This window comes from Streptomyces sp. NRRL B-24572 (assembly GCF_002156145.1).
Classification (GTDB): domain Bacteria; phylum Actinomycetota; class Actinomycetes; order Streptomycetales; family Streptomycetaceae; genus Streptomyces; species Streptomyces vietnamensis.
Genome location: NZ_MWIG01000119.1, coordinates 1 through 19,158, shown reverse-complemented (window position 1 = coordinate 19,158; position 19,158 = coordinate 1). Strand labels below are relative to the sequence as shown.

The window sequence follows — 19,158 nt, the reverse complement described above, 5'->3', positions numbered from 1 at the left end:
TGGCGGGGCTCGCGGTGGCGGCGGGGGCGACGGTGGTCTCGCACGCCGTGGGGCGGAAGGTCGCCGCCCGCTTCTGAACGCGCTCAAAAACAACCACCCCTCTTTTCTGAACGCGTTCAAGAGGGGTGTACGTTGTCTCCATGAGCGACACGAACGGGCCGAGAGCCCTTCTCACGCACATCCGCGTCTGGCTGATCGTCTTCGTCGTCTGCCTGGCCCTGAGCGGGGCCACCGCCTTCCCGCTCGTCACCGAACTCCGTCTCCTCGACGCCTCCTTGGACGGCTGGGCGTCCCCCGTCGCCGACCTCTTCCCGGGACTCGCGGAGTGGATCGACCGCGTGGAGGGCGGCGTCCGCGCCGCCGACGAGCAGGCCCCCTACCTGCTCTACGGCACCGACTGGCTGGCCTTCGCCCACCTCGTCATCGCGGTCGCCTTCTACGGCCCCTACCGCGATCCGGTCCGCAACATCTGGGTCGTCGAGTTCGGCATGATCGCCTGCGTCGGCATCATCCCACTGGCCCTGATCTGCGGACCGATCCGGGACATCCCCTTCTGGTGGTCGGTCATCGACATGTCCTTCGGCGTCATCGGCATCCTGCCGCTGCTCCACGTACGCGGGTTGATCAAGCGACTCGAGAGTCTGGTTCAGGTCTCGCCACCGATCGGTGTGCCAGCGGCTCGTTGACCGGTCCGGTCTCGGGTGGGTGAGTGGCCGGAACCGGCGGAGCTCTCCGGGCCGTGGTCGTGGCCTGGAGAGCTCCGCAGAGGCGTCCTTCGCCGCTAGATCCCGTAAGTCTTCCTGTACTTCTCGAGAATCTCTTTCGCTTGGCCCCTCATCCGCCGATCCGCCCGCTCCCGGGCCAGCTCCGCGATCTCCTGAGGGGTGAACCCGAGGTTCCGGAGATTGTTCAGGGCGATGCTCACGACGTCGATGAGCTCGCGGGCCGCTGCCTCACGGTTTCCCTCGGAGAGGTGCTCCTTCAGCTCGTCGAACTGGATCTGAGTAGCTCGCTCGAAGTGCTCCAGCGGCTTCTGGGCGATCTCTCGCTCGGCCTCGACCCACGCATCCCATATGCCTTGGAAGGGTCCCAGTTGTTCTGACATGGTTCACCACGGTTCGTCGGACGGGCCTGGGGGTCAGGAGGTGAGGCCTCCCGTCAGGAGTGGCAGGGCGATGAAGAGAATCCCCAGTGCTGCCAGCGTGATGGCGCGGGCCCGCGAGAGCTGACGCACCTCCACCTCGCTGATCTTCAGACCCTCGCCGACCAGCGAGACGAGAATGCACAGGGCTCCGATCACCTGAAGAGTCAAGGCTCCCCCATGTGTTCACCCGTGAACTCCCCGGCAGGAGTTCACTGTCGTCTGTGTAGAATTACACACAGACTTTAGTGTGTCTACTCCTTCAGTTGTGCTGTGGCGCGCAGAGCCTGGACGTCATGCAGGGTGAGTGTCTGGCGTCCGGTGCTGACCAACCCCTCCTCCCGGAGGTGGCGGAGCGCCGTGGCGACCCCTTCTCGCGAGGAGCCGATGCGGCTTGCGATGTCCTGCTGGGAGAAGGCCACGTCGATGAGCCAATCGTCACCTGACTGCTCGCCCATCTCCTCGGCCATGGCGACCAGCCATCGGGCCAGGCGGACCTTCACGTTGTGGCGTGCGAGGAGGGCTCGTTCCTCGTCGGACTCGCGGCGGCGGATGACGGCGCTGCGATACATCCCCGGCCACAGTTGCTTCTCGTTGATGAAGCGGATGAGGTCCTCGGCCGAGATGTCGACGCCGGATACCTCGGTCAGGGCGCGGATGCTGGCGGATCGCACCTCGGACATGAGGACGCCCTCGTCACCCAGGACAACCCCCGGGCCCCGGGTCGCGAGGAGGATCTCCGAGCCGTCTCCGGCCTTGCTCACGATCACATGCCCCTCCTTGAGGAGGAGGACGGTGCGGGACGGGTGACCCTCCGTGAAGATCGTCTGCCCGGCCTGGAAGGTGACGGGGGTGCCGAGGCTTTCCAGCTCCCGGAGCTGACCCTCGTCTTCGAGTGGCGATGTCGCGTCCTTCTGCATGGTTCGAGTGTAGTTCTGCGCACGAGACTGTGTATGAATGCATCACATGAGGTTCTCGAACCGGAGGCGGCGGGCCCCGCTCACTCCGGCAGGCCGTAGGCCGCCACCATCAGGCGCAGGGCCGTCTTGTTCATGTCCTGGCCCTTCGCGTCGGTGGCGTTGACGCTGTAGACGAGGGTGCGGGCGCCGTCGCGGGTCGAGGCGATCGCCGTGTTGTAGCCCCAGCGGCCACCGGTCTTGCCCCACACCTCGCGGCCGCCGAGCTTCTTCATCGACAGGCCGACGGAGAACGCCGCCGGGTCACCCGACTGGAAGTCGGGGACCTTCGGGAGCGTGAACATCTCCTCCAGGAGCGGACCGCGCACCACACGGCCCTTGAACAGGGCCTTCGTGAAGTGCTCCAGGTCGGCGGTGGTCGAGACGAGGTCCCCGGCGGCCCAGGCCTCCGACGTCCCCCACTCCGAGACGTCACGCAGGCCCGTCGTGCCGTCGTCGAGCTTCATCGTCTGGTAGCCGTGGTTGTACGGGCCGGTGATCTCGGCCGCCCCGCGCGGGAGGTACGTGTTCCGCAGGCCGAGCGGCCGCAGGATCCGCCGCTCCACCTGGTGCTCGTACGAGTCGCCCGTGACCCGCTCCACGATCAGGCCGGCGATCGTGTACCCGATGTTCAGGTAGTGCTGCTGCGTGCCCGGCGCGAACTCGCGCGGCTGCGCCGTCGCCGAGCGGACCAGCTCCTCCGGGGTGTGGACGTCGAAACGGTTCGCGTACCACTCCTCGACCGTCTCCCCGGGCATGTCCGCGGCCGGGATGCCGTGGGTGTGGTTCAGGAGCTGGCGCACGGTCACCGTGGCGTACCGGTCGGGGATCAGGTCCGGGAGGTACGAGCGGGCCGTCCGGTCCAGGTCGATCCGGCCCTCGGTGGCCAGCTGGAGGACGGTCGCCGCCGTGAACACCTTCGTCACCGAACCGGCCCGGAAGCGGGCGGCCGGGTCCGCCGGGGCGTTCGTCTCCAGGTCGTGCACGCCGGCGCTGCCCTGCCAGGCGCCCTCGGTGCCGCCGACCCGGACAAGGGCGGCCGTCGCGTCGGCCCGGGGGAGTCCCGCGATCACCGCGCTCAGGTCCGGGCTCGACACCTGTACCGCCGACTGTGAGGTGGCGGCGAAGGCGGGGGTGAGCGCCGGGCCGGCCGCCACGCCCAGGACCAGGGCGGCGGCGAGCAGGGTGCGGGTGGTGGTCTTCCTCATGGTCAACTCCGGTGGTGTGAGCCGTTGTTCTCGATGGCTCCATCCTGCTGACCTGCGGCGATCCACGGATCGCCCGCACCGGCGGTCTTCGGCGGGTCAGTTCCTCCCCGGCGCGGGGGAGGGACCGGTCCCGGCGCCTCCCCCGTGCGGGGGAGAGCCCGCCGCGACCAGGCCCGTCTCGTACGCGCAGATCACCGCCTGGATCCGGTCCCGCAGCCCCAGCTTGGCCAGCACGTTCCCCACGTGGGTCTTCACCGTGTGGTCGCTGACCACCAGCTCCGCCGCGATCTCCGCGTTCGACAGGCCCCGGGCGAGCAGGAGGAGCGTCTCGCGCTCCCGGCCGGTGAGGACGTCCAGCCGGGAATCGGTCGTCCTGCGCGGGCCGCCCGCCGTGTACTGCTCCACCAGCCGCCGCGCCACGGACGGCGCGAGCAGCGAGTCGCCCGCCGCCACCACCCGTACCGCGTGCACCAGGTCGTCCCGCCGCACGTCCTTGAGGAGGAAGCCGCTCGCGCCCGCGTGCAGCGCCTCGTACACGTACGCGTCGGTGTCGAAGGTCGTCAGCATCACCGTCCGGCAGCCGGACTCCGCACTGATCGCCCGGCAGGCCTCGATGCCGTCCGTCCGGGGCATCCGGATGTCGAGCAGCGCCACGTCCGGCGCGAGCCGGCGCACCGCCTCGACGGCCTCCGTCCCGTCCCCGGCCTCCGCCACCACCTCGATGTCCGGCTGCGCGTCCAGGATCATCGCGAAGCCGCTGCGGACCAGTTCCTGGTCGTCCGCGACCACCACCCGGATCGTCATCCCTCTCCCTCCCGTACGGGCAGCAGGACCCGCACCTCGAAACCCCGGCCGCCCGGGCCGGCGCCCGTCTCCGCCGTCCCGCCGTGCGCGGCGGCCCGCTCCCTGACGCCCACCAGGCCGTGCCCGCCCGGGCCGCCCTGCGGGCCGCGTCCGTCGTCGGTCACCGTGACCCGCAGGACGCCGTCGGCGTGGGCGAGCCGGACGTCGACCGTGCGGGCCCGCGCGTGCTTCACCACGTTCGTCAGCGCCTCCTGCACGATCCGGTAGACGCTCGCGCCGGTCGCCGCGGGCAGCGCCCGTACCCCGCCCTCCGTCGCGTACCCGACGGTCAGACCGCCGGCCCGCACCCGGTCAAGGAGGGCGGGGAGGTCCGCGAGGTCCGGCTGCGGCTCCCTCGGGGCCGCCGTCTCACCGCCCTCGCGAAGGAGCCCCAGCATCTGCCGCAGCTGGACCATCGCCTCCCGGCCCGTCTCCGAGATCGCCTCGAACGCCGCCTCCGCGCGCTCGGGCGCCGCCCGCACCGCGACCGGGCCCGCCTCCGCCTGCACGACCATCAGGCTCACCGCGTGCGACAGGATGTCGTGCATCTCCCGGGCGATCCTGGCCCGTTCGCGCGCGGCGGCCTGCTCGGCCTCCACCCGCTGGGCCCGCTGCCGGGCGTCCGTGAGCCGCCCGAAGACATAGGCGGCGCCGAACACGAAGAGGGAGAAGGTCAGTTCGCGCGCCGACTGGGTGTTGAGCCACACCGATGCCGGCACCGCGACCACCAGGAGCCCCGCCGTCGCCATCCGCTGCCACGGCGCCGCGAGCACCGCGATCGTGTAGACGCTCACCAGACCCGTGTACGGCAGCGGCTGCCCCGGCCCCTCGACCGCCAGCTTGTACAGCGCGCTCGTCGCCAGGATCGCCAGCAGCACCGTCATCGGCGCACGTCGCCGCCACACCAGCGGCACCACGGTGAGCGTCGTCAGGCCGTACGCCGGCCAGGTCGCCGGTTCGAGCTCGGGCCCGCGCGGCACCACGAACGGCATCGTCATCGCCGCCTGCACGACGAGGGCGAGGCCGATGTCCACCGCCCACGGATGGGCGGCCCCCCATGTGCGCAGCTCGCGCATCCCCCTTATGTCCATTACGGCTTGCGGCCCACCGCGCCGAACTGCGCCACCACGGGGCCCTCCTCGGCGCGCCAGCGCGCGCAGGAGACGATGCCCGGATCGAGCAGGTCGAGGCCGTCGAAGAAGGAGGTGAACTCCTCCCGGGTGCGGGCGGTGATCGGCGGGGTCGCGTTCTCGTTCCAGAAGTCCATCGCGGCCTTGTTGCCCTCGCCGCCGAGCTCCGGCTCCAGGGTCGGATGGGTCAGCACCAGGTGACTGCCCGAGGGCATGGCGGCCATCAGGGTCCGCACGATCGACCGGGCCTCGTCGGTGTCCAGGACGAAGTTGAGGATGCCGAGCATCAGCACCGCGACCGGGCGGGACAGGTCGAGCGTGCCGACGGCCGCCGCGACGATCCGCTCCGGGTCGTGAGCGTCGGCGTCGACGTACTCCGTGACGCCCTCCGGCGAGCTCGTCAGGAGTGCGCGGGCGTGCGTGAGGACGATCGGGTCGTTGTCGACGTAGACGATCCGGGCGTCGGGGGCGATCCGCTGCGCCACCTCGTGGGTGTTGTCGGCGGTCGGCAGGCCCGTACCGATGTCGAGGAACTGGCGGACGCCCGCCTCGGCGGCCAGATGGGTCACCGTCCGGCCGAGGAACGCCCGGTCCGCGCGCGCCACCTCGCCGATGCTCGGATAGAAGCCGGTGACCTGGTCGCCGACCGCGCGGTCCACCGGATAGTTGTCCTTGCCGCCCAGCCAGTAGTTCCACACCCGGGCGTTGTGGGCGATGTCGGTGCGGATCCGGTCGTTCATCTGGACTCCTCCGTGGATACCCCCACGTTTAGGCGGGGGAGGAAACGAAGCGCCTGCGGAGCAGGGCAGGGAAAGCCGGTTCGCCCTCTGGGCGGACCGGCGTTGTCAGCGGCGGCCGGTGGGTTGATCTCAAGACGACGACACCGATGGCCGATGAGGTGGTCGGGCACGCCCGGTACACCTTCCGGCTGCGTGTGTCGTCCACCGCCCGTGCCGCGTTGGAGGCGGAGTGGGGGTGGTGTCGTTGGGCGTGGAACGAGTGCGTGGCGATGTCCCGCGAGGTCCATGCCGCGAACAGGAAGAACCCCGACGACCAGCAGACGTGCGGCCCTGTCCAGCTGAGCGCCTCGCGCACTGCCAGCGGCAGACGTCCCGCTGCCGCGCCCCCAAGGGCAAGCCCCAGACCAAGGGCTACCGGAAGGCGCAGCGGCAGGCCGCGAAACTGCACAAGAAGGTCACCCGGCAGCGGCAGGACACCGGCCGCAATGGGGTATCCCCTGCTCGAACGAAGTTGAGAGCTTGGGGAAGGGCCAAGGCTGTGGTCCGCGACCACGACGCCCTGGCGGTCGAGGACTTCCGCCCCCGGTTCCTGGCGAAGTCGACCATGGCCAGGAAGGCCGCGGATGCCGCGATCGGCGCGACCGAGACCGCCCTGATCGAGATGGCCCGCAAGCACGGCCGGACCCTGCACCTGGTCCACCCCGCGCACACCACCATGGACTGTGCGCACTGCGGAGCGAGAGCCAAGCACCGCCTACCTCTTTCCGAGAGAACGTATACGTGCACCGCGTGCGGAACCTCGTCCCCCAGGGACAAGAACTCCGCCCGCGTGATGCTCGTCCGGGCTGGTCTCAACCCGGCTAGTGCTGATCTTGTAAGCCCCGCCCCCTGCTGGGGGACAGGCGAAGTGAGCCGGGAATCCCCCTCGTTTACGAGGGGGAGGAGTCAATCGCGAGCCTTTCGCAGCACGGCGGCGAGTGCGTCGACCCGGTTCGTGGTGACCGAGTCGACCCCGTTCTTGATCAGCTTACGCATGGTGCGTTTCGTGTCCGCCGTCCAGGCCGAGACGAGCAGCCCGTCCCGGTGGATCCGCTCGGTCAGCTCCCGACTCACCAGGCCGAAACGGTAGTTGAGGAACTTCGGCCGCACGGCGTCGAGGAGGACGCGCCGGGGCGGGGCGAGGGAGGTCCACGTGAGGGCGATCTCGGCGGCCGGGTCGGCGGCCCGCACCTGGAGCATCGCCACGGCGCCCGCGCAGTAGGAGACGCGCTCCCCGGCGCCGCACTCGCGGACCGTACGGACGATCGTGCGGACCGAGTCCTCGTTCCCGCCCGGCAGGTCCAGCATCAGCGGGTGGTCCCCGGCGGCGATCAGCGCCTCCCGCAGGGTCGGCACCCCGTCGAAGGTGAGCTCGCGCAGCAGCTCGTGCGAGAGGCCGGAGAGCGGCCGGTCGTGGCCCCACAGCCGCTTGAGGGTGTCGTCGTGGAGGAGGACGGGCACCCCGTCCGCCGTCAGCCGGACGTCGATCTCGACCGCATCCGCCCCCCGCTCGATCGCCGAGACGATCGAGGGGAGCGTGTTCTCACGGACGCGGTAGGGGTCGCCGCGATGGGCTACGACAGTCACAGGGCGCATGGCCCCATTCTCGTCGGCGCCGGCTTCCCGGCGGGGTCAGCGCGCCAGCCAGTCGTTCGTGTACGTGTCGATCTCGGCGGCGATCCTGGCCTTGCCGGCCGCGTCGAGGAAGGAGGCCTCCACCGCGTTCTTGGCGAGGGCGGCGACACCGCGCTCGTCGAGACCGAGGAGACGCGCGGCGACGGCGTACTCGGCGTTGAGGTCCGTGCCGAACATCGGCGGGTCGTCGCTGTTGATCGTGACGAGGACCCCGGCGTCGACGAACTGCCGGATCGGGTGCTCCTCCAGGGCGGCGACGGCCCGGGTCGCGATGTTCGACGTCGGGCAGACCTCCAGGGCGATCCGGTGCTCGGCGAGGTGTGCGAGGAGCTCGGGGTCCTGGGCGGAGCTGGTGCCGTGGCCGATGCGCTCGGCGCCGAGCTCGCGGATCGCGTCCCAGACGGTCTCGGGGCCGGTCGTCTCGCCGGCGTGCGGGACGGAGTGCAGGCCGGCCGCGCGGGCCAGGTCGAAGTACGGCTTGAACTGCGGGCGCGGCACGCCGATCTCGGGGCCGCCGAGGCCGAAGGAGACCAGGCCCTCCGGGCGCAGCCCGTCGGTGGTCGCGAGCCGCGCGGTCTCCTCGGCGGAGACGAGGCCGGCCTCGCCCGGGATGTCGAAGCACCAGCGCAGGATGGTGCCGAACTCGGCCTCGGCCGCCTTGCGGGCGTCCTCGATCGCCGCCATGAAGGCGCGCTCGTCGATTCCGCGGCGGGTGGAGGAGTACGGGGTGATGGTCAGCTCGGCGTAACGGATGTTCTGCCGGGCCATGTCCCGGGCGATCTCGAAGGTGAGGAGCCGGACGTCCTCGGGGGTGCGGACCAGGTCGACGACCGACAGATAGACGTCGATGAAGTGCGCGAAGTCCGTGAAGGTGAAGTAGTCGGTGAGCGCCTCCGGGTCCGTGGGGACCTTCGAGTCCGGGTGCCGGGCCGCGAGCTCGGCGACGATCCGGGGCGAGGCGGAGCCCACGTGGTGGACGTGCAGTTCGGCCTTGGGGAGCCCCGCGATGAAGGGGTGGAGATCGGTCATCGGGTCATCGTAGGCCGGGCGATCCCCCCGCAGGGCGAGGCCTTAGCATGGCGTGACCATGATGGGGGAGGCCCATGTCTGACAATCGAGACCAGCAGCCGGGCGGGTACGACCCGACGGACCCGTGGGCTCCGCCGAACCGCGACGGGGTGGAACTGAGCAAGCCGGCGACGCCGTCGCCCTCGCCGGTGCACGACCAGCCGACCATGACGTCCTTCCCGGCCGCGCCGGGGGGTCCGGGTACTCCGGGGGCTCCGGGTGGCGACGTCCCGCCGCCGCCGGTCGCCCCCGGCGGCCCGGCGGCCGCGCCCGGGTACGGCTACCCGGCGGCAGCGCCCGGCACGTACGGCTATCCGCCGGCGTCGCCGACGCCTCCGGTCACCTCGGGGTACGGCTACCCCGGGTACCCCGGATACGGCGTGCTCGGCGGGCAGCCGCAGAACAACGGGATGGGCACGGCGTCGATGGTGCTGGGCATCCTCGCCGTCGCGCTCGCCTTCTGTTCGTACGGCATCCTCGGCCTGATCCTGGGAGGGGTCGCACTGCCCCTCGGGATCGTGGGCCGCAAGCGGTTCCTGCGGGGCGAGGCGTCCAACAAGGGGCAGGCCGTCGCCGGCATCACGCTCGGCTCCATCGGCATCGCCCTCGGCATCGCGGGCATCGCGCTCATCGTCTTCCTCGCCACGCACGCGGACGAGTGGAGCAAGACGAGCGACGACCCCTGGGGGGTGAGCGAGACGTCCTTCAGCGCCCCGCGCTGAGGAACGCCACGGCCTTGGGTCCCGCACCTCCCCCGAGGAGGTGCGGGGCCCTTCGCGTGTTCGCGCGCAACGTGTTCACGCCGCCCGCAGCCGCTCCCGCGCCTCCATCAGGGCGAAGCCCAGCAGGTTGAGCCCGCGCCAGCGGGCCGGGTCGTGGGCGCGGGGGTCGTCGGCGGCGAGCCCGATGCCCCAGACGCGGTCCAGCGGGCTGGCCTCCACCAGGACGCGCTCGCCCGTGCCCACCAGGTACGCGCGCAGGGCCTCGTCCGAGGAGAACTTGTGCACGCTGCCCTCGACGACGATCCCGAAGCGCTCCCGCTCCCAGACCGCGTCGTCGAAGCCGCGGACGAGCCGGCCCGCCTTCTTGGCCTCCGCGGGGGTACGGGCGGTCAGCGCGGCCCGCTCGGCGTCGGCGTCCTGGAAGAGGCGGGCCTTGGCGGCCATCATCCAGTGCTCGGCGGTCGCGTAGGCCACTCCGTCGACCGTGAAGGGCGCCGGCCACCACTGGCTCAGACAGCTCGCCGAGAGGCGGCCGTCGGGGTGCGGGCGGTGCCCCCAGAAGTGCAGCCATTTCACCCGGTCACCCCTGGTGACCTGCTGCGTCAGCTCTTCGATCTTGGTCATACACGCGAGTCTGGCATCCGCCACGGACACTCCGTACGGAGATTTTCGGACCCCCTCGACACATGGTCCACCGATTCCGTTGCGTAACCAAAAGGCAACAACGGAATCCCTTGTTGCGTGCGTCTCACTCTGCCAGGATCGGCACTCAATTCGAGCTGGGACAACGGAGAGCACCATGACCAACCGCTTCCAGGTGACCGACCGCTTCGCGGACGGCGCGCAGTACGTCGGCGGAAGGCTCCGTGCCGGAACCTCAGATCAGGAACACAGCGTGATCGACCCGGCGACGGGCGAGAGCGTCTACACCTACAGGCTCGCCTCCACCGCCGACGTGGACGAGGCCGTCGCCGCCGCCAAGGCCGCCTTCCCCGGCTGGGCGGGCGCCACCCCCGGCGAGCGCTCCGACGCGCTGCACCGCCTCGCCGGCGTCCTCGCCGACTGGGCGCAGGACATCGCCGAGGTGGAGTCCCTCCAGTGCGGCAAGCCGCTCAAGCTCACCACCGAGTTCGACGTGCCGGGCACGATCGACAACACGGCCTTCTTCGCGGGGGCCGCCCGCCACCTCCAGGGCCAGTCGGCCGCCGAGTACACCGGCGACCACACCTCGTACATCCGGCGCGAACCGATCGGCGTCGTCGGCTCCATCGCCCCCTGGAACTACCCGCTCCAGATGGCCGCCTGGAAGATCCTCCCGGCGATCGCCGCCGGCAACACGATCGTCCTGAAGCCCGCCGAGCTCACCCCGCTGACCTCGCTGATGTTCGCGCAGGCGGCGAAGGAGGCCGGCATCCCCGACGGCGTCATCAACATCGTCAGCGGCTCCGGCCGGACCGTCGGCGAGCACCTCGTCGGCCACCCGGACGTCGTCATGACCTCCTTCACCGGCTCCACCCCGGTCGGCAAGCGGGTCGCCGAGGTCGCCACCGCCACCGTGAAGCGGCTCCACCTCGAACTCGGCGGCAAGGCCCCGTTCCTCGTCTTCGACGACGCCGACCTGGAGGCCGCCGCCCAGGGCGCCGTCGCCGCCTCCCTCATCAACAGCGGCCAGGACTGCACCGCCGCCACGCGCGCGTACGTCCAGCGCCCGCTCTTCGACGCCTTCGTCGCCCGGGTCGCCGAGCTCATGGAGAGCGTCCGGGTCGGCGACCCCTTCGCGCCCGGCACCGACCTCGGACCGCTCGTCAGCCACCGCCACCGCGACAGCGTCGCCGGCTTCGTCGAGCGCGCCCGCGGCTACGCCACCGTCGTCACCGGAGGCGAAGCCCCTGGTGGAGAGCTCAAGAACGGCGCATACTACCGTCCCACCCTGATCATCGGCGCCGCGCAGGACAGCGAGGTCGTGCAGTCGGAGATCTTCGGTCCGGTCCTGGTGGCCCTGCCCTTCGACGGCGACGACGAGGGCATCCGGCTCGCCAACGACACCCCCTACGGCCTCGCGGCCTCCGCGTGGAGCCGTGACGTCTACCGGGCCAACCGCGCCACGCGGGAGATCAAGGCGGGATGTGTGTGGGTCAACGACCACATTCCGATCATCAGCGAGATGCCCCACGGCGGCACCAAGGCCTCCGGTTACGGAAAGGACATGTCGACCTACTCCTTCGAGGAGTACACGCAGGTCAAGCACGTGATGTTCGACAACACGGCGGTCGCCGCGAAGGACTGGCACCGCACGATCTTCGGGGACCGATAGCAATTCGCCGCCCGACCAGCGGCTCACCCATCCCGAAAGGGCACAGCGCATGGAGCAGTACGAGCCCGAGAGCCTGTCGGCCGCGCAGCTGGCGGCGATACGGCGCAGCATGACGAGCGGCCGGGGCGCACTCAGCCGCCGTTCGATGCTGCGCGCGGGCGGCGTCGGCGCGCTCACGGTCGGCGGTCTCGCCGGCCTGAGCGCCTGCGGCATCCCGCCGGCCAAGCGAGAGGGCCAGGGCCCGGCGTCCACCGACTTCTCGGCCAAGGAGAAGACCGTCGCCTTCTCCAACTGGACCGAGTACATGGACGTCAGCGAGGACGAGAAGTCCCGCCCGACCCTGGAGGCGTTCGCGAAGCGCACCGGGATCAAGGTCAAGTACACCGAGGACATCAACGACAACGTCGAGTTCTTCGGCAAGATCAAGCCGCAGCTCGCGGCCGGCCAGGACACCGGCCGCGACCTGATCTGCGTCACCGACTGGCTCGCCGCCCGCATCATCCGGCTCGGCTGGGCCCAGAAGCTGGACCCGGCCAACCTGCCGAACGCGTACGCGAACCTGTCCTCGCAGTTCCGCCGCCCCGACTGGGACCCGGGCCGGTCCTACTCGTACCCGTGGACGGGCATCTCCACCGTCATCGCGTACAACGTCAAGGCGACCGGCGGCAAGAAGGTCGACTCGGTCACCCAGCTCCTGGACGACCCCGCGCTCAAGGGCCGGGTCGGCTTCCTCACCGAGATGCGCGACTCCATAGGCATGACCCTGCTCGACATGGGCAAGGACCCGGGGAACTTCACGGACGCCGACTACGACGCGGCGATCGGGCGCCTCCAGAAGGGCGTCGACAAGAAGCAGATCCGCCGCTTCACCGGCAACGACTACACCTCCGACCTCGACAAGGGCGACATCGCGGCCTGCCTCGCCTGGGCCGGCGACATCATCCAGCTCCAGGCGGACAACCCGGACATCAGGTACGCCATCCCGTCCGCCGGTTACCTCACGTCCAGCGACAACCTGCTCGTCCCCGCGCAGGCCCGGCACAAGACGAACGCCGAGAAGCTCATCGACTACTACTACGAGCTTCCCGTCGCCGCCCAGCTCGCCGCGTACATCAACTACGTCTGCCCCGTCGACGGGGTCAAGGACGAGCTCACCAAGATCGACCCCGAGCTCGCGAACAACGTGCTGATCCTCCCGGACAAGGCCATGGCCAAGAAGTCGCACGCCTTCCGCTCGCTCAGCAGCAAGGAAGAGACGGCGTACGAGGAGAAGTTCGCCAAGCTCATCGGCGCCTGAGTCCGGCCTCGTCCACCTCTCTCACCCCCTGGGACCGCAACCCATGACTGACAACACCACCGGCGGCGACGTCCGTCTCACCGGGATCAGCAAGTCGTACGGATCGTTCCACGCCGTCCACCCGCTCGACCTGACCGTCCCGCAGGGCTCCTTCTTCGCCCTGCTCGGAGCCTCCGGCTGCGGCAAGACCACCACGCTGCGCATGATCGCCGGCCTGGAGGACCCGACCACCGGCACCGTCTTCCTCGGCGACAGGGACGTCACCGACCTCCCGCCGTACAAACGGCCGGTCAACACCGTCTTCCAGTCCTACGCGCTCTTCCCGCACATGGACATCTCCGAGAACATCGCCTTCGGCCTGCGCCGCCGCGGCATCAAGTCGGTGAAGAAGCAGGTCGACGAGATGATCGACCTCGTCCAGCTCGGCGAGCACGCCCACAAGAAGCCGCACCAGCTCTCCGGCGGCCAGCAGCAGCGCGTCGCCGTCGCCCGCGCGCTCATCAACCACCCGCAGGTGCTGCTCCTCGACGAGCCGCTCGGTGCCCTCGACCTCAAGCTGCGCCGCCAGATGCAGCTGGAGCTCAAGCGGATCCAGACCGAGGTCGGCATCACCTTCGTGCACGTCACCCACGACCAGGAGGAGGCCATGACGATGGCCGACCAGGTCGCGGTGATGAACGGCGGCCGGGTCGAGCAGCTCGGTGCCCCCGCCGACCTGTACGAGAACCCGCAGACCACCTTCGTCGCCAACTTCCTCGGCACCTCGAACCTGATCGAGGCCGAGGTCCTGGAGACCGGCGCCGACGTTCTGGCCACGGCCGGCGGCAGCAAGCTCCGTGTGCCCGGCGACCGCTGTACGGACGCCGTCCGCGTGGGCGGCAAGGTGCTCGTGGGCGTCCGCCCCGAGAAGATCTCGCTCGCGCACGCCGACGACGCAGGGAAGATCGCCGACGGCCGCAACCGGGTGACCGGCCGGATCGTCGACTCCTCCTTCATCGGCGTCTCCACCCAGTACGTGGTGAACTCGCCGGCGGGCGCGGAGCTCCAGGTCTACGAGCAGAACATCGAGAGGGACGCGCGGCTCCGCCCCGGTGCCGAGGTCGTCCTGCACTGGAACCCGGCGCACACCTTCGGCCTCGACGCGGCCCAGGACATCGACGCGGGCGTGGAGACGGTGGAGGACGCCTCGTGACCGCAACCCTCACGAAGGAGGCTCCGGGGCCGGTCGAAGAACCGGTTCTGCGCAAGCCCTCCACCCGCAAGCGGCTCGTCCCGTACTGGCTGCTGCTGCCCGGCATCATCTGGCTGCTCGTCTTCTTCGCGCTGCCGATGGTCTACCAGGCCTCGACCTCGGTGCAGACCGGCTCCCTGGAGAAGGGCTTCGAGGTCACCTGGCACTTCCAGACCTACTGGGACGCCTTCCAGGAGTACTGGCCGCAGTTCATCCGCTCTCTGCTGTACGCCGGGACCGCGACCCTGCTCTGCCTGCTGCTCGGCTACCCGCTCGCGTACCTGATCGCCTTCAAGGCCGGCCGCTGGCGGAACCTGCTGCTCGTCCTCGTCATCGCGCCGTTCTTCACCAGCTTCCTCATCCGCACGCTCGCGTGGAAGACGATCCTGGCCGACGACAGCGTCGTGGTGGAGGCGCTCAACGCCCTCCACTTCCTGGACGTCACCAGCTGGCTCGGCTGGACCGAGGGCAACCGCGTCCTCGCCACCCCGATGGCCGTGGTCTGCGGTCTCACGTACAACTTCCTGCCCTTCATGATCCTGCCCCTCTACACCTCCCTGGAGCGGATCGACGGCCGGCTGCACGAGGCCGCGCAGGACCTGTACGCCTCCCCGGCGACCACCTTCCGCAAGGTGACCTTCCCGCTGTCGATGCCCGGCGTCGTCTCCGGCACCCTGCTCACCTTCATCCCGGCGAGCGGCGACTACGTCAACGCCGAACTGCTCGGCTCGACCGACACCAAGATGGTCGGCAACGTCATCCAGTCGCAGTTCCTGCGGGTGCTCGACTACCCGACGGCGGCCGCGCTCTCCTTCATCCTCATGGCGATCGTGCTCGGCATGGTCACGGTCTACATCCGCAAGGCGGGAACGGAGGACCTGGTCTGATGCGCTGGATCCGCAAGAACCTGGTCGTCATCGCGGGCCTGCTGACGCTCGCGTACATGATCCTGCCGAACCTCGTGGTGATGGCGTTCTCCTTCAACAAGCCGAAGGGACGCTTCAACTACTCCTGGCAGGAGTTCTCGCTCGACGCCTGGAAGGACCCCTGCGGCGTCGCCGACATGTGCGAGTCGCTCTCGCTCTCGCTCCAGCTCGCCGCCTGGGCGACGCTCGGCGCCGTCCTCCTCGGCACGATGATCGCCTTCGCGCTCGTCCGCTACCGCTTCCGGGCGCGCGGCGCGATCAACTCGCTGATCTTCCTGCCGATGGCGATGCCCGAGGTCGTCATGGCCGCCTCGCTGCTCACGCTCTTCCTCAACATGGGCATCGAGCTGGGCTTCTGGACGGTCCTGATCGCCCACATCATGTTCTGTCTGTCGTTCGTCGTGACGGCGGTCAAGGCCCGGGTCATGTCCATGGACCCGCGCCTGGAGGAGGCCGCGCGCGACCTCTACGCGGGACCGACGCAGACCTTCCTGCGCGTGACCCTGCCGATTGCCGCGCCCGGCATCGCCGCCGGCGCGCTGCTCGCCTTCGCGCTGTCGTTCGACGACTTCATCATCACCAACTTCAACGCGGGCTCCACCGTCACCTTCCCCATGTTCGTCTGGGGCTCGGCGCAGCGCGGAACCCCCGTTCAGATCAACGTCATCGGCACCGCGATGTTCGTCCTCGCGGTACTGATGGTCGCAGCCGGGCAGATCATCACGAACCGGCGCAAGAAAACAGCAACGGCCTGAGCGAAAGACGTCTCAGGCACCGAAGGAGTTGGAAACCATGGCCCCAGTCGCCATGCGTCTCGCTGCACAATCTCTCTCCGACGCCCAGCCCGTCCCCTTCTGGCTGGAAGACCCCGGCAAGCCCGGAGCCCTGCCCGCCCTCACCGGCACCGAGAAGTGCGATCTCCTCGTGGTCGGCGGCGGATACAGCGGACTGTGGACCGCGCTCCTCGCCAAGGAGCGCGACCCCTCCCGGGATGTCGTACTGATCGAAGGCCGCGAGGTGGGCTGGGCCGCCTCGGGCCGCAACGGAGGCTTCTGCGCGGCCTCCCTCACCCACGGCTTCGGCAACGGGCTCGCCCGCTGGCCGGGCGAGCTGCCGAAGCTGGAGCGGCTGGGCGAGCGCAACCTCGACGCCATCGAGGAGACCGTCGCCCGCTACGGCCTCGACTGCGAGTTCGAGCGCACCGGCGAGATCGACGTCGCCACCGAGCCGTACCAGGTCGAGGAACTGACCGAGGTGTACGAGGAGCTCGACCGGCTCGGACTCGCGGACGGCGTCGAATTCCTCGACCGGGACGCCGTACGGGCCGAGGTCGACTCCCCGACCTTCCTCGGCGGCATGTGGGACAAGCGCGGCGTCGCCATGCTCCACCCGGCCAAGCTGGCCTGGGGCCTCAAGCGGGCCTGCCTCGACCTGGGCGTACGGATCTACGAGCACACCCCCGGTCTCCGGCTGGTCTCGGTGGGCGCCGGGATGGGCGTCCACACCCCGTACGGCAAGGTGCTCGCCCGCCGGGTCGCGCTCGGCACCAACGTCTTCCCGTCGCTGGTCAAGCGCGTCCGCCCGTACACCGTCCCGGTGTACGACTACGCCCTGATGACCGAGTCGCTCAGCCCCGAGCAGCTCGCCTCGGTCGGCTGGAAGAACCGGCAGGGACTCGGCGACTCCGCGAACCAGTTCCACTACTTCCGGATCACCGCGGACCACCGCATCCTCTGGGGCGGCTACGACGCGGTCTACCGCTACGGCGGCAAGGTGCAGGCGGAGATGGACCACCGCCCGGAGACCTACCTCAAGCTCGCCGAGCACTTCTTCCGCTGCTTCCCGCAGCTGGAGGGGCTCCGCTTCAGCCACGCCTGGGGCGGCGCGATCGACACCTGCTCGCGCTTCTCGGCCTTCTTCGGCACGGCGTACCAGGGGAAGGTGGCGTACGCGGCCGGGTTCACCGGCCTCGGCGTCGGCGCCACCCGCTTCGGCGGGGACGTGATGCTCGACCTGCTCGCGGGGGAGCGCACCGAGCGCACGGAGCTCGACATGGTCCGCTCCAAGCCGCTGCCGTTCCCGCCCGAGCCGGTCGCCTGGGCCGGCATCGGCATCACCAAGTGGTCGCTGGCCCGCGCCGACGAGAACGGCGGGCGGCGCAACCTGTGGCTGAAGGCCATGGACCGCCTGGGCCTCGGCTTCGACAGCTGAGGTCAGATTGTGACCCACGTCACAATCAACCGGTAGCCGAAACCGCGTAAGAGAAGCCCCCGTACCCGCTCTCTCCGTGTGGACACCGCGCTCGCGGCATCCACACGGAGAGGAGATCGTCGCGATGACTGGTACGGGGGCTTCCGGCGCCAAGGCCGCGGTCGAATGGCTGGCTTCGGTCGCACCGGATCCCGAGGCCTGCCGGTGGGAGTGGGAGCGCAACCCCCACGGGGTCGCGCTGCTGCCCGCCGGCAGGCGCTGGGACGTGCTGATTCTGCCGGGGGAACTCGGCTATCCCACGCTCGACGTGCTGACCCGGCTCGTGGACCGGCCGGGCCCGGTCCTGGCCGACTTCGGCGAGGCCCGGATGGGCTTCTTCGTCCCACCGGGAACCGCCGCCCGCTGGCTCGGCACCGGGGTGCGCGGCGCGGGTGCCGGCACCTGGATCGTCGCCCCGTATCCGGGGCGGGTCACCGGCCGGGTCCGCTGGCTGGTGGCGCCGGACGGCCTGGGCACCCTCACCGACGCCTCGCTCCTGGAGCTGGCGATGCATGAGGCGGCGGGGCGGTTGGGGCGCGGGGGCGGAGTCGGCGAGAGGTCTTGACCACTCGATTGGTCTGGACCATGCTGTGGCGCGTTCCGCCGTGCTCCCCTTCGATTCCCCCACTTCCGGAGGCAGTTGTGGACCGCGCCAGACCCCTCACGCTCCTGCTCGCGGGCGCCCTCGCCGCCGGCGGGCTCCTCGCCCTCACCCCCGCCGCGGCCCGGGCCGCCGACACCGAACTCGCCCGCAACGGCGGCTTCGAGGCCGGCCTCGACGGCTGGACCTGCACGGCGGGCAGCGGCGCCGTCGTCCCGTCACCCGTGCACGGCGGGACGAAGGCGCTCCAGGCCACCCCGGCCGGCAGCGACAACGCCCAGTGCTCCCAGACCGTGACGGTCAAGCCCAACTCCACCTACACGCTGAGCGGCTGGGTGCGCGGCAGCTACGTCTACCTCGGCGCCTCCGGCACCGGCACCACCGACGTCTCCACCTGGACGGCCTCCGCCCCCGACTGGCAGAAACTGAGCACCACCTTCACCACCGGCGCCTCGACCACCTCGGTCACGATCCACACCCACGGCTGGTACGGCACGCCCGCCTACCAGGCCGACGACCTCTCCCTGTACGGCCCCGGCGGCGACCCGGTCCAGACACCGGCCACCCCCACCGGCCTCACGGCCGGCTCCCCGACCTCCACCTCCGTGCCGCTGACCTGGTCGGCGGTCCCCGGCGCCACCTCGTACAAGGTCTACCGCGGCGGCACCCTCGCCGCGACGGTCACCGGCACCTCGTACACCGCCACCGGGCTCGCGCCCAGCACCTCGTACGGCTTCCAGGTCTCGGCGGCGAACAGCGCGGGCGAGTCGGCGAAGTCGGCCGCCGTGAGCGCGACCACGACCTCCGGCGGCGGAGGCGGCGGCCTGCCCGCGCACGCCCTCGTCGGCTACCTCCACGCGAGCTTCGCCAACGGCTCCGGCTACACCCGCATGGCCGACGTCCCCGACTCCTGGGACGTCATCGACCTGGCCTTCGGCGAACCGACCTCGGTGACCTCGGGAGACATCCGCTTCACCCTCTGCCCGGCCACGGAATGCCCGAACGTCGAATCCCCCGCCGACTTCAAGGCGGCGATCAAGGCCAAGCAGGCCGCCGG

At 70.3% G+C, this 19,158-nt stretch carries 20 protein-coding genes and 1 pseudogene; 11 read left to right on the top strand and 10 right to left on the bottom strand.

Annotation, left to right across the window (positions count from 1 at the left end):
* The first annotated feature begins 140 nt into the window (after positions 1-140).
* Entirely contained in the window at positions 141-686 is a 546-nt protein-coding gene (locus CCN56_RS07820; protein WP_086824913.1) for a hypothetical protein, read from the top strand.
* A 95-nt stretch (positions 687-781) separates the two neighbouring features.
* On the opposite strand, the gene CCN56_RS07815 is transcribed toward CCN56_RS07820, so the two are convergent.
* The 7 genes from CCN56_RS07815 to CCN56_RS07790 all read right to left on the bottom strand — a co-directional run bounded on the left by CCN56_RS07815 (position 782) and on the right by CCN56_RS07790 (position 6,018).
* Positions 782-1,105: a hypothetical protein gene (locus CCN56_RS07815; protein WP_086824911.1), complete on the bottom strand. Its 324-nt coding sequence runs from the start codon at positions 1,103-1,105 to the stop codon at positions 782-784.
* Positions 1,106-1,138: 33 nt separating this feature from the next.
* Positions 1,139-1,312, bottom strand: a complete 174-nt coding sequence (locus CCN56_RS43005) for a hypothetical protein (protein ID WP_179199735.1) — start codon at positions 1,310-1,312, stop codon at positions 1,139-1,141.
* 83 nt (positions 1,313-1,395) lie between these two features.
* Positions 1,396-2,061 carry a Crp/Fnr family transcriptional regulator gene (locus CCN56_RS07810; protein WP_086824909.1) on the bottom strand — a complete coding sequence of 222 codons (666 nt, stop codon included), beginning with the start codon at positions 2,059-2,061 and terminating at the stop codon, positions 1,396-1,398.
* Positions 2,062-2,141: 80 nt separating this feature from the next.
* Positions 2,142-3,305, bottom strand: a complete 1,164-nt coding sequence (locus CCN56_RS07805; protein ID WP_086824905.1) for a serine hydrolase — start codon at positions 3,303-3,305, stop codon at positions 2,142-2,144.
* 96 nt (positions 3,306-3,401) lie between these two features.
* Positions 3,402-4,109 (bottom strand): response regulator transcription factor, encoded by a 708-nt coding sequence (locus CCN56_RS07800; RefSeq protein WP_086824903.1) that lies wholly within the window; start codon positions 4,107-4,109, stop codon positions 3,402-3,404.
* Positions 4,106-5,224 carry a sensor histidine kinase gene (locus CCN56_RS07795; RefSeq protein WP_256961847.1) on the bottom strand — a complete coding sequence of 373 codons (1,119 nt, stop codon included), beginning with the start codon at positions 5,222-5,224 and terminating at the stop codon, positions 4,106-4,108. The genes CCN56_RS07800 and CCN56_RS07795 overlap by 4 nt, the downstream gene beginning before the upstream one ends.
* A gap of 14 nt (positions 5,225-5,238) precedes the next feature.
* On the bottom strand, positions 5,239-6,018 hold the full coding sequence (locus tag CCN56_RS07790; protein ID WP_086824899.1) for an SAM-dependent methyltransferase: 780 nt from the start codon (positions 6,016-6,018) through the stop codon (positions 5,239-5,241).
* A 337-nt stretch (positions 6,019-6,355) separates the two neighbouring features.
* On the opposite strand from CCN56_RS07790, the pseudogene CCN56_RS07785 reads away from it, so the two are divergent.
* A pseudogene (locus CCN56_RS07785) lies at positions 6,356-6,901 on the top strand (RNA-guided endonuclease TnpB family protein); the annotation flags it as partial.
* Positions 6,902-6,963: 62 nt separating this feature from the next.
* Here the strand turns inward: CCN56_RS07785 and CCN56_RS07780 are convergent.
* Complete coding sequence (locus CCN56_RS07780; RefSeq protein WP_086824897.1) at positions 6,964-7,653, bottom strand: glycerophosphodiester phosphodiesterase; 690 nt, start codon at positions 7,651-7,653, stop codon at positions 6,964-6,966.
* A gap of 36 nt (positions 7,654-7,689) precedes the next feature.
* The gene (locus CCN56_RS07775; RefSeq protein WP_086824895.1) at positions 7,690-8,721 is read right to left on the bottom strand and encodes an adenosine deaminase; all 1,032 of its coding nucleotides are present in this window, start codon (positions 8,719-8,721) and stop codon (positions 7,690-7,692) included.
* A 74-nt stretch (positions 8,722-8,795) separates the two neighbouring features.
* On the opposite strand from CCN56_RS07775, the gene CCN56_RS07770 reads away from it, so the two are divergent.
* The gene (locus CCN56_RS07770; protein WP_179199734.1) at positions 8,796-9,482 is read left to right on the top strand and encodes a DUF4190 domain-containing protein; all 687 of its coding nucleotides are present in this window, start codon (positions 8,796-8,798) and stop codon (positions 9,480-9,482) included.
* A gap of 75 nt (positions 9,483-9,557) precedes the next feature.
* Here CCN56_RS07770 and CCN56_RS07765 read toward each other — a convergent pair whose 3' ends face one another.
* Positions 9,558-10,106, bottom strand: a complete 549-nt coding sequence (locus CCN56_RS07765; protein WP_086824893.1) for an NADAR family protein — start codon at positions 10,104-10,106, stop codon at positions 9,558-9,560.
* A gap of 175 nt (positions 10,107-10,281) precedes the next feature.
* Between CCN56_RS07765 and CCN56_RS07760 the strand changes: the two genes are divergently transcribed.
* The 8 genes from CCN56_RS07760 to CCN56_RS07725 all read left to right on the top strand — a co-directional run.
* Positions 10,282-11,796, top strand: a complete 1,515-nt coding sequence (locus tag CCN56_RS07760; protein WP_086824891.1) for a gamma-aminobutyraldehyde dehydrogenase — start codon at positions 10,282-10,284, stop codon at positions 11,794-11,796.
* A gap of 49 nt (positions 11,797-11,845) precedes the next feature.
* Positions 11,846-13,093, top strand: a complete 1,248-nt coding sequence (locus CCN56_RS07755) for a PotD/PotF family extracellular solute-binding protein (protein ID WP_086824889.1) — start codon at positions 11,846-11,848, stop codon at positions 13,091-13,093.
* Between the two features lie 43 nt (positions 13,094-13,136).
* Entirely contained in the window at positions 13,137-14,285 is a 1,149-nt protein-coding gene (locus tag CCN56_RS07750) for an ABC transporter ATP-binding protein (RefSeq protein WP_086824887.1), read from the top strand.
* Positions 14,282-15,211: an ABC transporter permease gene (locus CCN56_RS07745; protein ID WP_086824885.1), complete on the top strand. Its 930-nt coding sequence runs from the start codon at positions 14,282-14,284 to the stop codon at positions 15,209-15,211. The genes CCN56_RS07750 and CCN56_RS07745 overlap by 4 nt, the downstream gene beginning before the upstream one ends.
* A complete protein-coding gene (locus CCN56_RS07740) occupies positions 15,211-16,005 on the top strand; it encodes an ABC transporter permease (RefSeq protein ID WP_041131499.1) in 795 nt (264 codons plus the stop codon). The genes CCN56_RS07745 and CCN56_RS07740 overlap by 1 nt, the downstream gene beginning before the upstream one ends.
* Before the next feature lie 37 nt (positions 16,006-16,042).
* Entirely contained in the window at positions 16,043-17,461 is a 1,419-nt protein-coding gene (locus tag CCN56_RS07735) for an FAD-binding oxidoreductase (RefSeq protein ID WP_086824883.1), read from the top strand.
* A 124-nt stretch (positions 17,462-17,585) separates the two neighbouring features.
* Complete coding sequence (locus tag CCN56_RS07730; protein WP_086824881.1) at positions 17,586-18,065, top strand: hypothetical protein; 480 nt, start codon at positions 17,586-17,588, stop codon at positions 18,063-18,065.
* Between the two features lie 77 nt (positions 18,066-18,142).
* Positions 18,143-19,158: carbohydrate binding domain-containing protein (locus tag CCN56_RS07725; RefSeq protein WP_256961846.1), on the top strand; the 1,016-nt coding region annotated here is incomplete at its 3' end.